This is a genomic window from Pseudomonas sp. S12(2018) (assembly GCF_024355235.1).
GTDB lineage: Bacteria > Pseudomonadota > Gammaproteobacteria > Pseudomonadales > Pseudomonadaceae > Aquipseudomonas > Aquipseudomonas palmensis.
In genome coordinates this window covers 99,184-114,103 of record NZ_QLAD01000005.1, presented here as the reverse complement: position 1 = coordinate 114,103, position 14,920 = coordinate 99,184, and the positions used below count along the sequence as shown (strand labels likewise).

Annotated in this window: 16 protein-coding genes; 10 read left to right on the top strand and 6 right to left on the bottom strand. The window is 64.3% G+C overall.

The window, feature by feature from the left end; translation table 11 throughout:
* Nucleotides 1-5 precede the first annotated feature (5 nt).
* The gene (locus DN388_RS13460) at nucleotides 6-662 is read left to right on the top strand and encodes a response regulator transcription factor (protein WP_043861630.1); all 657 of its coding nucleotides are present in this window, start codon (nucleotides 6-8) and stop codon (nucleotides 660-662) included.
* Between the two features lie 12 nt (nucleotides 663-674).
* On the opposite strand, the gene DN388_RS13455 is transcribed toward DN388_RS13460, so the two are convergent.
* Entirely contained in the window at nucleotides 675-1,103 is a 429-nt protein-coding gene (locus tag DN388_RS13455; protein WP_255000352.1) for a thioesterase family protein, read from the bottom strand.
* Nucleotides 1,104-1,282: 179 nt separating this feature from the next.
* Between DN388_RS13455 and DN388_RS13450 the strand changes: the two genes are divergently transcribed.
* Entirely contained in the window at nucleotides 1,283-1,597 is a 315-nt protein-coding gene (locus DN388_RS13450) for a hypothetical protein (protein ID WP_058541683.1), read from the top strand.
* Nucleotides 1,597-1,884, top strand: a complete 288-nt coding sequence (locus tag DN388_RS13445) for a DNA-binding transcriptional regulator (RefSeq protein WP_043861671.1) — start codon at nucleotides 1,597-1,599, stop codon at nucleotides 1,882-1,884. Before DN388_RS13450 ends, DN388_RS13445 begins: the two co-directional genes overlap by 1 nt.
* A gap of 63 nt (nucleotides 1,885-1,947) precedes the next feature.
* Here DN388_RS13445 and DN388_RS13440 read toward each other — a convergent pair whose 3' ends face one another.
* A complete protein-coding gene (locus tag DN388_RS13440; RefSeq protein WP_043861627.1) occupies nucleotides 1,948-3,489 on the bottom strand; it encodes a phosphoenolpyruvate carboxykinase in 1,542 nt (513 codons plus the stop codon).
* 179 nt (nucleotides 3,490-3,668) lie between these two features.
* Nucleotides 3,669-4,571, bottom strand: a complete 903-nt coding sequence (gene hslO, locus DN388_RS13435; protein WP_255000347.1) for an Hsp33 family molecular chaperone HslO — start codon at nucleotides 4,569-4,571, stop codon at nucleotides 3,669-3,671.
* A gap of 105 nt (nucleotides 4,572-4,676) precedes the next feature.
* On the opposite strand from hslO, the gene DN388_RS13430 reads away from it, so the two are divergent.
* A complete protein-coding gene (locus DN388_RS13430) occupies nucleotides 4,677-5,480 on the top strand; it encodes a phosphatase PAP2 family protein (protein ID WP_043861625.1) in 804 nt (267 codons plus the stop codon).
* Here the strand turns inward: DN388_RS13430 and DN388_RS13425 are convergent.
* The gene (locus tag DN388_RS13425) at nucleotides 5,477-5,878 is read right to left on the bottom strand and encodes an RNA-binding S4 domain-containing protein (protein WP_043861624.1); all 402 of its coding nucleotides are present in this window, start codon (nucleotides 5,876-5,878) and stop codon (nucleotides 5,477-5,479) included. The two genes, DN388_RS13430 and DN388_RS13425, sit on opposite strands and share 4 nt — an antisense overlap.
* 109 nt (nucleotides 5,879-5,987) lie before the next feature.
* Here DN388_RS13425 and DN388_RS13420 point away from each other — a divergent pair, with 109 nt between their 5' ends.
* Together DN388_RS13420 and rimK are read left to right on the top strand one after the other, a co-directional pair.
* On the top strand, nucleotides 5,988-6,470 hold the full coding sequence (locus DN388_RS13420) for an ATP-dependent zinc protease (protein ID WP_054915912.1): 483 nt from the start codon (nucleotides 5,988-5,990) through the stop codon (nucleotides 6,468-6,470).
* Nucleotides 6,467-7,372 carry a 30S ribosomal protein S6--L-glutamate ligase gene (gene rimK / locus DN388_RS13415; protein ID WP_043861622.1) on the top strand — a complete coding sequence of 302 codons (906 nt, stop codon included), beginning with the start codon at nucleotides 6,467-6,469 and terminating at the stop codon, nucleotides 7,370-7,372. The genes DN388_RS13420 and rimK overlap by 4 nt, the downstream gene beginning before the upstream one ends.
* Nucleotides 7,373-7,384: 12 nt before the next feature.
* On the opposite strand, the gene DN388_RS13410 is transcribed toward rimK, so the two are convergent.
* Both DN388_RS13410 and ompR read right to left on the bottom strand, forming a co-directional pair.
* A complete protein-coding gene (locus DN388_RS13410; protein ID WP_043861621.1) occupies nucleotides 7,385-8,698 on the bottom strand; it encodes an ATP-binding protein in 1,314 nt (437 codons plus the stop codon).
* Nucleotides 8,699-8,822: 124 nt separating this feature from the next.
* Nucleotides 8,823-9,563, bottom strand: a complete 741-nt coding sequence (ompR, locus tag DN388_RS13405) for a two-component system response regulator OmpR (RefSeq protein ID WP_043861620.1) — start codon at nucleotides 9,561-9,563, stop codon at nucleotides 8,823-8,825.
* A 242-nt stretch (nucleotides 9,564-9,805) separates the two neighbouring features.
* On the opposite strand from ompR, the gene DN388_RS13400 reads away from it, so the two are divergent.
* From DN388_RS13400 to DN388_RS13385, 4 genes are all read left to right on the top strand, one after another.
* On the top strand, nucleotides 9,806-12,121 hold the full coding sequence (locus DN388_RS13400; protein ID WP_058541685.1) for a Tex family protein: 2,316 nt from the start codon (nucleotides 9,806-9,808) through the stop codon (nucleotides 12,119-12,121).
* Nucleotides 12,118-12,504, top strand: coding sequence for a PaaI family thioesterase (locus tag DN388_RS13395; protein WP_255000330.1), 387 nt, complete (start codon nucleotides 12,118-12,120; stop codon nucleotides 12,502-12,504). Before DN388_RS13400 ends, DN388_RS13395 begins: the two co-directional genes overlap by 4 nt.
* A 153-nt stretch (nucleotides 12,505-12,657) precedes the next feature.
* Nucleotides 12,658-14,244 carry a glutamate--cysteine ligase gene (gshA, locus tag DN388_RS13390; protein ID WP_043861618.1) on the top strand — a complete coding sequence of 529 codons (1,587 nt, stop codon included), beginning with the start codon at nucleotides 12,658-12,660 and terminating at the stop codon, nucleotides 14,242-14,244.
* A gap of 1 nt (nucleotide 14,245) precedes the next feature.
* Complete coding sequence (locus DN388_RS13385; protein WP_043861617.1) at nucleotides 14,246-14,872, top strand: TetR/AcrR family transcriptional regulator; 627 nt, start codon at nucleotides 14,246-14,248, stop codon at nucleotides 14,870-14,872.
* The last annotated feature ends 48 nt before the right edge of the window (nucleotides 14,873-14,920 follow it).

Here is a 14,920-nt window from a genome sequence, read left to right as displayed (position 1 = left end):
TACCTATGCTTTGCCGAATACTCCTTGCAGACGAGTCGCCCCTGTTCAGAGCGGGGCTGCGCGCGCTGCTCGAACAAAAACAAGATTACGCAGTGGTGGGTGAAACCGGTGACGGCGTGAGCGCCGTCGAGCTCGCCGAACAGCTCAAGCCCGACATCATCATGCTGGACATGGCGCTGGATGCACTGGAGAGCGAAGAGATCCTGCGCGAGCTGTGCCTGCGCGTGCCGGCAAGCATGGTGCTGATGCTGTCGGCGCGTTCGGAGCTGGAGTTCGTGATGAAGTGCCTGCAGCAGGGTGCCCACGGCTTTCTGCTCAAGACTGCCACCGTGCTGGAACTGGAGCTGGCGTTGCAGGCGTTGAAGAACGGCGGCCAGTACCTGTCGTCGGCGGTGTTGCCGCTGGTGATCGGGCAGGCGGTCAAGCACAGCCGCAAGCGCCATGCCGGCAGCAGCACCATGCAACTGACCACCCGCCAGCTGGAGATCCTGCGCCTGATTGCACGAGGCGAGTCGACCCGCTCGATTGCCGATGGCCTGGGCCTGAGCGTGAAGACGGTGGAGGCGCACCGCTCGCAGATCATGCACCGCCTGCAGATACACGACATACCGGGCCTGGTGCTGTTTGCGGTGCGCGAAGGCATCATCCGCATCAACGACTGACCGCGCCGGGTTTCAGCCTTGCAGGGCTACCAGGGCGCCTTGCAGGGCCGTCGGCAAGCTGGCGGGCTGGCCGGTGGCACGCTCGACGAACACCTGCACCATGCGCCCGGCGGCGCAGGGCTGAGCTTCACCGACCTTGAACAGGGCCAGTTGGTACTCCACCGAACTCCCGGCCACCCGCACCGCGCGCAGGCCGACTTCCAGGCATTCGGGGAAGGCGGCCGAGGCGAAGAAGTCGCACCCCGAACTGACCACGAACCCCACCACCTCGCCGTCCTGCGGGTCGAGCCCGGCATGCTCGATCAGGTAGGCCTGCACGGCGCTGTCGAAGAAGGCGTGGACCGTGGCGCTGGCGATGTGGCCGTTGACGTCGTTGTCCTGCCAGCGGGTCGGCAGGGGGTGGACGTGGGGGTAGTGGTGGCGTTCGGGTGTGGCAGACATGAATGACCTGTATGCAGTGAAGGGGGCGGGAAGCATCCCACAACGAATTCAGAAGCACGGTGACAGTAAACCGTAACAGGGCTGAATAGCATGGGCGCCTACTCGAAACATCCATGCGGTTGCGCCGCTACTGCGCAAGGCATAGACTCTAACTACGCCAATGGCGTACAAAGGTTGGCATGCTCTTCATCGAAACAAGCGTATTTACCAGCGACGTTTCAAGCCATCTCGACGATCACGAGTACCTGTCGCTTCAGGTATATCTTGCCGAGCACCCTGAAGCAGGTGACCTGATCGAAGATACCGGCGGGCTGCGAAAAACTCGATGGGCAGCAAAAGGCAAAGGAAAAAGCGGCGGGGTTCGAGTGATCTATTACTACGCCGTGTCAGCCAGCCAGATCCGTTTGCTGCTTATCTACCGCAAAGGCATCCACGACACATTGACTAAAAAACAGAAAGCCGTACTTCGAAGCCTCAACCAAGGGTGGAAATGATGGACAGGAATCTTTTCGGCCGTCTCGTTGACAGCATGACCGAGATGGCTGAAATCGATCGTGGGGAGCGCAAACCTTCACGCGAGTTCCAGGTAGACGCCATGCGGGTCAGGGCCATACGCGAGGCAACCGGGCTTACCCAGGAAAAATTTGCGCAGTGTATCGATGTACCGCTGGGTACGTTGCGCAATTGGGAGCAAGGACGCCGTGCTCCAGAAGGGCCAGCACGGGCACTGCTGCGTGCGATTCACAATGACCCGGAACATGTTCTGGCCGCATTGGCCTGAATCACAGCCCAAACGAAAAAGCCGCCCATTCGGGCGGCTTTTTCTCAGCTGGCGAGCAGCAACTTACAGTTGCGGGCCCGCTGCCTTGATGGCGTCGGAAACGTCGAACTTCTTGAAGTTCTCGATGAACAGCGAAGCCAGGCCCTTGGCCGCTTCGTCGTAGGCAGCGCTGTCAGCCCAGGTGTTGCGCGGGTTGAGCAGTACGGTTTCAACACCCGGTACCAGTTTCGGCACGTCCAGGTTGATGATGTCCAGGTGCTCGGTTTCAGCACCGACCAGTGCGCCGCTCTGGATGGCCGCGATCACCGCACGGGTGGTCGGGATGTTGAAGCGCTTGCCCACGCCGTAGCCACCACCGGTCCAGCCGGTGTTGACCAGGTACACCTTGGAACCGAAACCACGGATACGCTTGATCAGCAGTTCAGCGTATTCGCCAGCCGGACGCGGGAAGAACGGCGCGCCGAAGCAGGTGGAGAAGGTCGACTTGATGCCGCTGCCCGAACCCATTTCGGTGGAGCCCACCAGCGCGGTGTAACCGGACAGGAAGTGGTAGGCCGCCTGCTCTTCGCTGAGGATCGATACTGGTGGCAGTACGCCGGTCAGGTCGCAGGTCAGGAAGATCACTGCGTTGGGCTCGCCACCCAGGTTCTTCTCGGAACGCTTGGCAACGTGCTCGAGCGGGTAGGCCGCACGGCTGTTCTGGGTCAGGCTGACATCGGAGTAGTCAGCGTGCTTGGCGTCGTCGATGACGACGTTTTCCAGCACGGCACCATGCTTGATGGCTTTCCAGATGACCGGCTCGTTCTTCTCCGACAGGTCGATGCACTTGGCATAGCAACCGCCTTCGATGTTGAACACCACGCCCTCGCCCCAGCCGTGCTCGTCGTCACCGATCAGGTAACGGCTTTCGTCAGCCGACAGGGTGGTCTTGCCAGTGCCCGACAGGCCGAAGAACAGGGTCACGTCGCCTGCTTCGCCGATGTTGGCGGCGCAGTGCATCGGCAGCACGTCGGCAGCCGGCAGCAGGAAGTTCTGCACCGAGAACATGGCTTTCTTCATCTCGCCGGCGTAACGCATGCCAGCGATCAGTACCTTCTTCTGGGCGAAGTTGAGGATCACGCAACCGTCGGAGTTGGTGCCGTCACGCTCGGGCACGCATTCGAAGTTGGCGACATTGAGCACTTGCCACTCATCACGACCGGCCGGGTTGTACTGCGCCGGATTGATGAACAGGCAACGGCCGAACAGGTTCTGCCAGGCAGTCTGGGTGGTCATGCGTACCGGCAGGTAGTGCTCGGCAGCCGCACCTACGTGCACGTGGGAAACGAAATGATCCTGGGCGTTGTTGAACGCCTCGACGCGGTCCCACAGGGCATCGAACTTGTCGGCCGGGAACTTGCGGTTGATCGGGCCCCAGGCGATGGCAGACGAGGTGGACGGCTCGTCGACGATGAAACGGTCGACCGGCGAACGACCGGTGCGGTGACCAGTTTTCACGACCAGCGCGCCCGTATCGGCCAGCTCGCCTTCACCGCGGTTCAGCGCTTCTTTTACCAGTTCATCGACGCTCAGGTCGGTGTACACGGTGTTGTTGGCTTGCGTCATGAGATTCCCCATCCGGCCTGCGGCCGAGTGCTCCGAACGTTTTGTAGTAGAGCTTTTAAAACTACTACAGCGAAAAAAGTGGCGGGATTATGCCAGAAACGCCCAAAAAAAGTAGGGCCCTCCTGTCAGAACGGCGTGTTTCCGGCGTTCGACAGGAGATTTACCTGAGCTTAAACGTTTTAGTGACGAGTATATGACGGTGCGTCAACACCCCCGCCGGCGAACAATTGTGCGATTTCGGTTTCATCGAACAGGTAGCGCTGGTTGCAGAACTGGCAGTCGATTTCGATCGCCCCGCCATGCTCGGCCGCCAGGGCCAGGGCATCGTCCTGGCCGAGGCTGACCAGCGCGTTGCCCGAGCGCTCACGCGAGCAGCTGCAGCGGAACTGCAGCGGCTGGATATCGAACAGGCGCACGGCATCCTCGTGGTACAGACGGTGCAGCACGGTCTCGTTGTCCAGGCCCAGTTGCTCTTCGGCCTTCAACGTGTTGGCCAGGGCGGTGACGTGCTTCCAGCTGTCTTCGCGGTCGTCCTCGTCCTTCTGGCGGTCGGCCGGCAACTGCTGCAGCAGCAGGCCGCGGGCGCGCTGGCCATCGGCGTTGAGCCAGAAGCGCGTGCCCACCTGCTGGGACATCACGAAGTAGTTGGTGAAGCACTCCGAGAGGTTCTCGCCATCCAGGTCGACAATGCCCTGGTAGCGCTGGCCCTGCGCCGGGTCGATGGTCAGCGCCAGCTGGCCATCGGGCATCAGGTCGCCCAGGGTGGCATCGGGGGCGATCTGCTCGGCGTGGTAGCGCGCCAGGCCACGGATGTCGCGCTCGCTGGAGCACTCGATCATCAGCAGCGGGATCGGCCCTTCGGAGCGTGCCTGCAGGATCAGCAGGCCGTCGAACTTGAGCGCGCCCACCAGCAGCGCCGCCGCGGCCATCAGCTCACCGAGCAGTTGCGCCACCGGCTGCGGGTAGGGGTGCTTGGCCAGGACTTCGGCGTAGCTGCGCTCGAGCGAAACCAGTTCGCCGCGTACGTCGCGCTCGTCGAAGATGAAGCGTTGGGTGAAGTCGGTATCTGGCAAATCGGACATGGTTTCTGGCTTTCTGAAAGATGACAAAATAATTTCAAGGGCCTATAAAGCCCCGTTTAGAGCACCGGAATGGTGCGAACGATAGCGCTGTAAAAGAGGTAGTTTATGGACAATCCACCCCTGTTCCAAGCCAGGTGGGCTTGGGGCCCCCTGTGTCTGGCTACGTTGATTCCCGTTGCACTACTGTGTTTCTGGTTATGGCCCGTTGGCCAGGCCCTTTGCATGGCGCTCGACGAATGGCTGTTCCACGCCCTCAATCGCCCACTGGCCGACAACACCCTGTGGCGCAGCATCTGGACCCTGGGCAGCCTGCGCCCGTTCGACATCGTGGTCGGGCTCATCATGCTGATGCTGCTGATTCGCGGCGACTGGGTATTCAAGGCCGTCGAGGTGCGCCGGGCTTTTTTCGGCTTCCTGGTGACCCTGCTGGTGCTGGTGGTGATCCGCGCCCTGTTCTCCAAGCTGGTACGCCTGATGGGCTGGCAGCACCATAGCCCGTCGATGGTGTTCAGTGACGCCATCATGCTCAGCGACTACTACCCGGCGCTCGAAGCGCGCTGGGAGCTCAAGGACCGTTCCAGCCAGAGCTTCCCCGGCGACCACGCCTCGGTGCTGCTGCTGTGGGCACTGTTCATGAGCCTGTTCAGCCGCCGCCTGATGCAGCATGTGCTGATCTGGGCACTGGCGGTGCTGTTCATGCTGCCACGCCTGGTGGCGGGTGCCCACTGGGGCCAGGACGACTATATCGGCGGCCTGGGCATGGCCATCCTGGCGCTGGGCTGGAGTTACTATACGCCGTTTGCTGCCCGGACCAGCGCCGGCCTGGTGCGTGTCACCGCGCCCTTGTTCGGTTGGCTGGCACGGCTGCCGCTGCTCGGCCGCCTGAGCGTGATCGGCGCGCGGGGCTAACCGGCGCTGTCGTGCAACTGATGTAGCTGGCGGCGCTGCTTCTTGGTGGGCCGCCCGTCGGTGCTTACCCCAAGGGCGCCGGCCTTGCGCAGCGCCGCGGCCTGCTCGCGGCGTGCCAGGCTCTGTGCGGTCTCCTCGTACAGCGCCTGTGCCTCGGGTGCGCCGCGGCGCACCACCGACAGCGCCGTGACCACCACGGTACGCTCGTCGAAACCGGTACGCAGCACGAACTCGTCACCCACCCGCGGCTCCTTGCCCGGCTTGCAACGCTCGCCCCGACAATGCACCTTGCCGCTCTCGATCGCCGCCTTGGCCAGGGCGCGGGTCTTGTAGAAGCGCGCCGCCCACAACCATTTGTCCAGGCGAACCTTGTCGTCCTCTTCCGGCTTTTGTGCCATGGCATTTCCCCGATTCATTTGTTTCATGGAACTGTACTACCGTAACTGGCGGATGCAAAAAATACGCGGCGTGCTTACAGTTCACCGACTTTTACCCAGGTTGTGCATCTTGAAGACATTTGACCATTTGAGCGTGATCGGCCTGCGCGAGTGGGTGGCCTTGCCCGACCTCGGCGTGGCAGGCCTGCGCGCCAAGATCGATACCGGCGCCAGCACCTCCAGCCTGCACGCCACCGAAGTGGAAACCTTCGAACGCGATGGTGAAACCTGGGTCCGCTTCAACGCGCACCTGGGTTCGGTGGTACAACTGCGTCACCGGCGCTGCGAAGCGCCGCTGGTGACGATGAAGACCATCAAGAGCTCCAATGGCCATGCCCAAACCCGCTACGTGATCCGCACGCCCCTGGCGCTCGGCGACCGGGTGTGGGAAGTGGAGTTCACCCTGGCCTGCCGCAAGGCCATGCGCTATCGCCTGCTGCTCGGCTCCAAGGCCCTGGTACACGGCCAGCTGGTGGTCAACCCGGGCCTCAAATACGTACAGGACAAGCCGGCCTCTCCGGCCACCATTACCCCCTCCACAGGTGTTGCATGAAGATCGCTGTGCTGTCGCGGAACCCGCGTCTGTATTCCACTCGTCGTCTGGTCGAAGCCGGTACGCAACGAGGCCATGAAATGGTTGTGATCGATACCCTGCGCGCCTACATGAACATCGCCAGCCACAAGCCGCAGATCCACTATCGCGGCAAGCCGCTGGAAGGGTTCGACGCCGTCATCCCGCGCATCGGCGCGTCGGTGACCTTCTATGGCTGCGCGGTGCTGCGCCAGTTCGAGATGATGGGCGTGTTCCCGCTCAACGAATCGGTGGCCATCGCCCGCTCGCGGGACAAGCTGCGCTCGCTGCAGCTGCTGTCGCGCCGTGGCATCGGCCTGCCGGTCACCGGCTTTGCCCATTCGCCCGACGACATTCCCGACCTGATCCAGATGGTCAACGGCGCCCCCCTGGTGATCAAGGTGCTCGAGGGCACCCAGGGCATCGGCGTGGTGCTGTGCGAAACCACCAAGGCGGCCGAGTCGGTGATCGAGGCCTTCATGGGCCTGAAGCAGAACATCATGGTGCAGGAGTACATCAAGGAGGCCGGTGGCGCCGACATTCGCTGCTTTGTGGTGGGCGACAAGGTGATCGCCTCGATGAAGCGCCAGGCCAAGCCCGGCGAGTTCCGCTCCAACCTGCACCGGGGCGGCACCGCCAGCCTGATCAAGGTCACCCCGGAAGAGCGCATGACCGCCATCCGCGCTGCCAAGGTCATGGGCCTGAGCGTGGCCGGCGTGGATATCCTGCGCTCCAATCACGGCCCGCTGGTGATGGAGGTCAACTCCTCGCCGGGCCTGGAAGGCATTGAGGTCACCACCGGCAAGGACGTGGCCGGGATGATCATCGAACACCTGGAGAAGAACGGCGGGCCGAACCTGACCCGCACCAAGGGCAAGGGCTGAGCCCTTGCGTCCCTAGACCGCGTCGCGTGGCAGCAGCAGGCCCAGGGGCAAGCGTACCCGCGCCTCGATGCCGCCACCGGAACGGTTGCGCAGCTCCACATTGCCGCCGTGCTGGGCGGCGATGCGCTTGACGATAGCCAGGCCCAGGCCGGTGCCCTTGCCGCTGCGGGCGCGATCACCGCGAATGAACGGATTGAAGATCGCCTCCAGCTCACCCGGATCGATGCCGGCGCCGCGGTCGAGCACGCTCAGCACCACGTAGGGCGCGCTGGTGTCACCCGAGACATAGGCCGCCACTTCCACGCCCTGCCCGGCGTGATGCAGCGCATTGCCGATCAGGTTGTTGAGCAGGCGCTTGATCGAAACCCGGCGCAGCGGAAACGGCGGGATCGGCTCCAGGCACAGCCGCACCTGCTCTTCGGGCTGGTTGAACGGCGCGACCACCTCGCGTACCAGGTCGCTGAGGTCCACCTCCTCGACCGGCTCGTCGCGGCCATCGCGGATGAACGCCAGGAACTGGTCGAGAATCGCGTCCATGTCCTCGATGTCGCGCACCATGTCATCGGTCAGGTCGCTTTCGTTGGCCAGCAGCGACAGCGACAGGCGCAGGCGCGTCAGCGGCGTGCGCAGGTCATGGGACACCCCGGCCAGCATCAGCTCACGCTCGCGCCCCGCCTGCTCGACATCCTCTGCCATCTGGTTGAAGGCCCGGTAGACCTCGGTCATCTCGCTGGGCGTGTCGCTGATCGGCAGGCGCACGCTGCGCCCCTGGCCCAGTTGCCGGGCGGCGAACACCAGGCGCTTGAGCGGCTGGTTGAGCTGGCGCACGAAGATCCAGGCCGAAGCCGTGGACAACAGGCCGATGGCCAGGAACCAGCCCAGCACGTTCCAGATCTTCTGGCCGCGCAACGGGTGCGGGTACAGCGGCACCTTCAGCCAGCCATCGCCCAGGCTCGGGGCCTGTACCCACAGCGCCGGCGGCGCATGGATGCGCAGGCGCACCTCGGTGTCCTCGCCCAGTTCGGCCTGCATCTGGCGCTGGTAGATCTCGCTGTAGGGCCAGTGCTGCTCACCCTCGGGCACACCGGTGCCGACCACCCGCTTCAAGCCGGCGGCTTCGGCAATCTTCTCGCGGTTTTCCTCATCGGCCGCCCAGTAGGCGCGCAGCGTCAGTGCGACGCCGTGGCTGTACTGGCGGTCCACCAGCACGTCCTCGTTCATCAGCAGGTACACCAGCGTCAGTGCCTTGGAGAACAGCACCACGGCCAGCACCAGCCACAGCGTGCGGGCGAAGAAGCTTTGGGGGAACCACAATGGCGTTTTCATGGGCGACGGCTACACGGTTGGCAGGAGCGAGCGCGGCTCGCAGGCGTTGCGGATTTCGGCACAGGCAAAAACAGGGCAACCCGAGGGGCGCCCTGCCTATGCTGACCTGCTCCTGTACAAGGCTTCACTTGCCGGCATTGCCATCCGGCACGAAGACATAGCCCACACCCCAGACGGTCTGGATATAGCGTGGCTTGGAAGGGTCGGGTTCGATCATGCGGCGCAAACGCGAGATCTGCACATCGATGGAGCGCTCCAGGGCGTCCCACTCGCGACCCCGCGCCAGGTTCATCAGCTTGTCGCGGGTCAGCGGCTCGCGGGCATGCATCACCAGCGCCTTGAGCACCGCGAATTCGCCGGTGGTGAGCATGTGCACTTCGTCGCCGCGCTTGAGTTCGCGGGTGGCCAGCGACAGCGCGTAGTCGCCGAAGGTGACGGTTTCGTCCTCGCTGCCTGGTGCGCCCGGTACCACCGGGGCCTGGCGACGCAGCACGGCCTTGACCCGCGCCATCAGTTCGTCGGGGTTGAACGGCTTGGCCAGGTAGTCGTCGGCACCCAGTTCCAGGCCCTTGATGCGGCTGAGCTCGTCACCCTTGGCGGTGAGCATGATGATCGGCACCTGGTTGTTTGCCCCGCGCAGGCGCTTGCAGGCGGTCAGGCCGTCTTCGCCGGGAAGCATCAGGTCGAGCACGATCAGGTTGAACACTTCACGCGCCAGCAGGCGGTCCATCTGTTCGGTGTTGGGTACGGCGCGGGCACGGTAGCCCTTGCTGGTGAAGAAACGCTCCAGCAGGCTGCTCAGGCCCGGGTCGTCATCGACGATGAGGATTTTCTCGCCTTCGGCGGGTTGTGCAGTGCTGCTCATGGGTAGCTCCTTTAATCTCGGCGGGCATTATGGCTTAGGCGCCATTTGAGCGTGCCGTGTGCATTGTTAGCAGATTTTTCCCAAGTCGCCAGCGGCATGCCCCGACAGGCTGGCGCGCCGCGATCCCCGCAAGCCCGGATCGCTGGGTATAATGCGCCGCTTTGATCCAGCGTCGCCCTGCTCGAGCGCGCCCCGTGGCGCCGGCCTGCGGCCTTTGCATTCACGAATTGTCAGGTGGTTTTATGGACAGCATCAACAGCCGCATCGCCGAGGAACTCGGTGTCCGCCCGCAACAGGTCGAAGCGGCCGTGGCTCTACTTGATGAAGGCTCCACGGTGCCCTTTATCGCCCGTTACCGTAAAGAAGTGACCGGCAGCCTGGACGACACCCAACTGCGCAACCTGGAAGAGCGCCTGCGCTACCTGCGCGAACTCGACGACCGCCGCGCCAGCATCCTGGCCAGCATCGAGGAGCAGGGCAAGCTGACCCCGGAGCTGGCCCGCGAGATCAAGCTGGCCGACACCAAGACCCGCCTCGAAGACCTTTACCTGCCGTACAAGCAGAAGCGCCGTACCAAGGGCCAGATCGCCCTGGAAGCCGGCCTGGGCGAGCTGGCCGACGGCCTGTTCAACGACCCGCAGCTGAACCCGGAAACCGAAGCGGCGCGCTTCGTCGACGCCGAAAAAGGCGTGGCCGACGTCAAGGCGGCCCTCGAAGGCGCCAAGTACATCCTCATGGAGCGCTTCGCCGAAGACGCCAGCCTGCTGGCCAAGCTGCGCAACTTCCTCAAGCAGGAATCGGTGCTCAGCGCTCGCCTGGTGGCCGGCAAGGAAGAGGAAGGGGCAAAGTTTCGCGACTACTTCGAACACGACGAGCCGCTCAAGAGCGCGCCCTCGCACCGCGCCCTGGCGATCTTCCGCGGGCGCAACGAAGGCGTGCTGTCGGCCAGCCTTAAGGTCGGCGAAGAGCTGCCCGGCACCCTGCACCCCTGCGAAATGATGATCGGCGAGCACTTCGGCGTGAAAAACCAGAACCGCCCAGCCGACAAGTGGCTGGGCGAAGTGGTGCGCTGGACCTGGAAGGTCAAGCTCTACACGCACCTGGAAACCGACCTGTTCGGCGAGCTGCGCGACAACGCCGAGAGCGAGGCGATCAACGTGTTCGCCCACAACCTGCATGACCTGCTGCTGGCCGCCCCGGCCGGCCCGCGCACCACCCTGGGCCTGGACCCGGGCCTGCGCACCGGCTGCAAGGTGGCGGTGGTGGATGCTACCGGCAAACTGCTCGACACCGCCACGGTGTACCCGCACGTACCCAAGAACCAGTGGGACCAGACCATCGCCGTGCTCGCCGCCCTGTGCGCCAGGCACAAGGTCGAGCTGATCGCCATCGGCAACGGCACCGCCAGCCGTGAAACCGACAAGCTGGCCGCCGAGCTGATCAAGAAATACCCAGCCTTGAAGATGACCAAGATCATGGTCTCCGAAGCCGGCGCCTCGGTGTACTCGGCCTCCGAGCTGGCGGCCAAGGAATTCCCCGACCTGGACGTGTCGATCCGCGGCGCGGTGTCGATTGCCCGTCGCCTGCAGGACCCGCTGGCCGAACTGGTCAAGATCGACCCCAAATCCATCGGTGTGGGCCAGTACCAGCACGACGTGTCGCAACTCAAGCTGGCCCGTGGCCTGGATGCGGTGGTCGAGGACTGCGTGAACGCCGTGGGCGTGGACGTCAACACCGCCTCGGTGGCGCTGCTGGCACGCATCTCGGGCCTCAACAGCACCCTGGCGCAGAACATCGTGGCACACCGCGATGCCAACGGTGCCTTCAAGACCCGCGCCGCGCTGAAAAAGGTCAGCCGCCTGGGCGAGAAGACCTTCGAGCAGGCCGCAGGCTTCTTGCGCGTGATGAACGGCGACAACCCGCTGGACGCCTCGGCGGTGCACCCTGAAGCCTACCCGCTGGTACAGCGCATCGCCGCCGACACCGACCGCGACATCCGCTCGCTGATCGGCGACAGCGGCTTTCTCAAGCGCCTGGACCCGAAAAAATTCACCGACGAAACCTTCGGCCTGCCGACCGTCACCGACATCCTGCAAGAGCTGGACAAGCCCGGCCGCGACCCGCGCCCCGAGTTCAAGACCGCCGAGTTCCAGGAAGGCGTCGAAGACCTCAAGGACCTGCAACTGGGCATGATCCTCGAAGGCGTGGTCACCAACGTGACCAACTTCGGCGCCTTCGTCGACATCGGCGTGCACCAGGACGGCCTGGTACACATCTCGGCGCTGTCGGAGAAGTTCATCAAGGACCCGCGTGAAGCGGTCAAGGCCGGCGACGTGGTCAAGGTCAAGGTCATGGAAGTGGACATTCCGCGCAAGCGCGTGGGCCTGTCGATGCGCATGGGCGACACCCCGGGCGAGAAAATCGACGGCGCCCGCGGCAGCCGCCCGGGCTCGGCACCGCGCCAGCAGCAGCCGGCACGCGCCAAGGAGACCCCGGCCCCGGCCAACAACGCCATGGCCTCGCTGTTCGCCAACGCCAAGCAGTTGAAGAAGAAGTGACCGACCTGCCCGAAGAGCAGGTGCGCAGCGCATTCAGCCAACTGCTCGGCTGTCGCCTGCAACGCCTCGACCAGGGCGTTGCCGAGGTGGCCCTGGCCCTTGAGCCGCACCTGCGCAACCGCGGCGGCAAGCTGCATGGCGGGGCGATCTTCAGCCTGGTCGACATCGCCATGGGCCTGGCCTGCTCCAGCGCCCATGGCTTCGACAAGCAGAGCGTCACCGTGGAATGCAAGATCAACTACCTGCGTCCGGTCAGCGAGGGCGAGGTGCTGTGCTTGGCCCGCGTGCTGCAGGCCGGGCGGCGCATCCTGGTGGTCGATGCCGACGTGCTGCAAGGCGAAAAACTGATGGCCAGGGCCCAGGGCACCTTCACCGTGCTCTAGCCGCAAACGCCCAATGTGCGGTACTTTCGGCAGTGCGCGGGCACTGCCGGAACCCTGCGAAAACCAGGCGACCACGCCAGTTCCTCTGTCCACCCTTGTAGACCGTCGTTTCCACCCCCATATTGGGGCGACTGACGCGTGAAGGAATCCATCTTGAGCGAACTTCTCAACCGCCGCCTGAGCCTGCTCGGCCAGGGCGACAACCTCTCCCTGCTCAAGCAGTGCCTGCACGGCATCGAGCGTGAATGCCTGCGCGTGACCGAGGACGGTCGTCTGGCCCAGACCCCGCACCCCGAAGCCCTGGGCGCGGCCCTGACCCACGAGCAGATCACCACCGACTATTCCGAGTCGCTGCTGGAGTTCATCACCCCTGCCCTGGCCGACCCTGCCCAGACCCTCGAAAGCCTCGAGAACATCCATCGCTTCGCCTACAGCAAGCTCGGTAACGAGTACCTGTGGAGCCCGTCGATGCCCTGCCCGCTGCCGGCCGAGGAAGACATCCCGATCGCCTGGTACGGCACCTCGAACATCGGTCAGCTCAAGTACGTGTACCGCAAGGGCCTGGCCCTGCGCTACGGGCGCACCATGCAATGCATTGCCGGCATCCACTACAATTTTTCGCTGCCAGAACAGATCTGGCCGCTGCTGCGCCAGGCCGAAGGCCAGGCGGGCGACGACCGCGACTACCAGTCGTCGGCGTACATCGCACTGATCCGCAACTTCCGTCGCTACAGCTGGCTGCTGATGTACCTGTTCGGCGCCTCCCCGGCGCTGGACGCAGGCTTCCTGCGCGGCCGCGCGCACCAGCTCGAACAATTCGATGCCGACACCCTGTACCTGCCCTACGCCACCAGCCTGCGCATGAGCGACCTGGGTTACCAGAGCAACGCCCAGGCCGGCCTGACGCCGTGCTACAACAACCTGGCCAGCTACACCGACAGCCTGCGCAAGGCCGTCGCCACGCCCTATGCGCCGTATGTCGAGATCGGCACGCACAAGGATGGCGAGTGGGTGCAGCTGAACACCAACATCCTGCAGATCGAAAACGAGTACTACTCCAACATCCGCCCCAAGCGCGTGACCTACAGCGGCGAGCGGCCGATCCAGGCGCTGATGGCCCGCGGCATCCAGTACATCGAAGTGCGCTGCCTGGACATCAATCCGTTCCTGCCCACCGGCATCGACCTCACCGAAGCGCGCTTCCTCGACGCCTTCCTGCTGTTCTGCGCACTGGAGCAGAGCCCGCTGCTGGACAATGGCGAGTGCGGCCAGTGCACCAGCAACTTCCTCAGCGTGGTCAAGCAGGGCCGCAAGCCTGGCCTGGAACTGCAACGTGACGGCCAGCCGGTCGCGCTCAAGCAGTGGGCCGACGAGCTGCTGCAACGTATCGCCCCGCTGGCCGAACTGCTCGACCGCAGCCACGCCAGCGACGAGCACGCCAAGGCCCTGGCCGCGCAGGCGGCCAAGGTCAGCGACCCGTCGCTGACGCCGTCGGCCCAGGTGCTGGCGAGCATGACCGAGCACAAGGAGAGCTTCAGCCGCTTCTCCCTGCGCCAGAGCCAGGCGCATGCCGACTACTTGCGCGGCACGCCGCTGAGCAGCGAGGCGCAGCAGCGTTTCGAGGCCCTGGCGCGTGAATCGCTGGAGGCCCAGGCCACCCTGGAGCGCGAAGAGGACGTGGTCGATTTCGACCTGTTCGTGGGCGCCTACCAGGCCAGCATCCTGGCGATCAGCAACTGACATGAGCCGTGCAGCCACGCCCCGCAAACCGCGCGCTGCCAGCCAGGCCCGGATCGACTCGATCCTGGCCGCCGCACGCGACCTGCTGGCCAGCGAAGGCGTGGCCAGCCTGTCGATCTATGCAGTGGCCGAACGCGCACAGATCCCACCCTCGTCGGTGTACCACTTCTTCGCCAGTGTGCCGGCGCTGCTCGAAGCCTTGACGGCGGATGTGCACAGCGCCTTTCGCGCCTGCCTGCAGGCGCCGATCGAGCCTGGCAGCCTGCAGCACTGGGGCGACCTGTCGCGCCTGGTGGAGCAGCGCATGCTGAGCATCTACAACCAGGATGCGGCGGCGCGCCAGCTGATTCTGGCGCAGCATGGGCTGAGCGAAGTGACCCAGGCCGACCGCCAGCACGATATCGAGCTGGGCGACCTGATGCACAAGCTGTTTGCCGAGCACTTCCGGCTGCCGGCGTTGCCGGACGATGTGGATGTGTTTGCCCTGGCGATGGAGCTGGGAGACCGGGTGTATGCCCGTTCGGTGCAGCTGCACGGGCAGATCACCCCGCGTATGGCGGAGGAAGGAATGCGGGTGTTCGATGCGTACCTGGGGTTGTATCTGCCGCCCTTTCTGCCCAAACGCTGACGGCCTCATCGCGGGTCAAGCCCGCTCCCACAAGGTAATCGCCGTCCT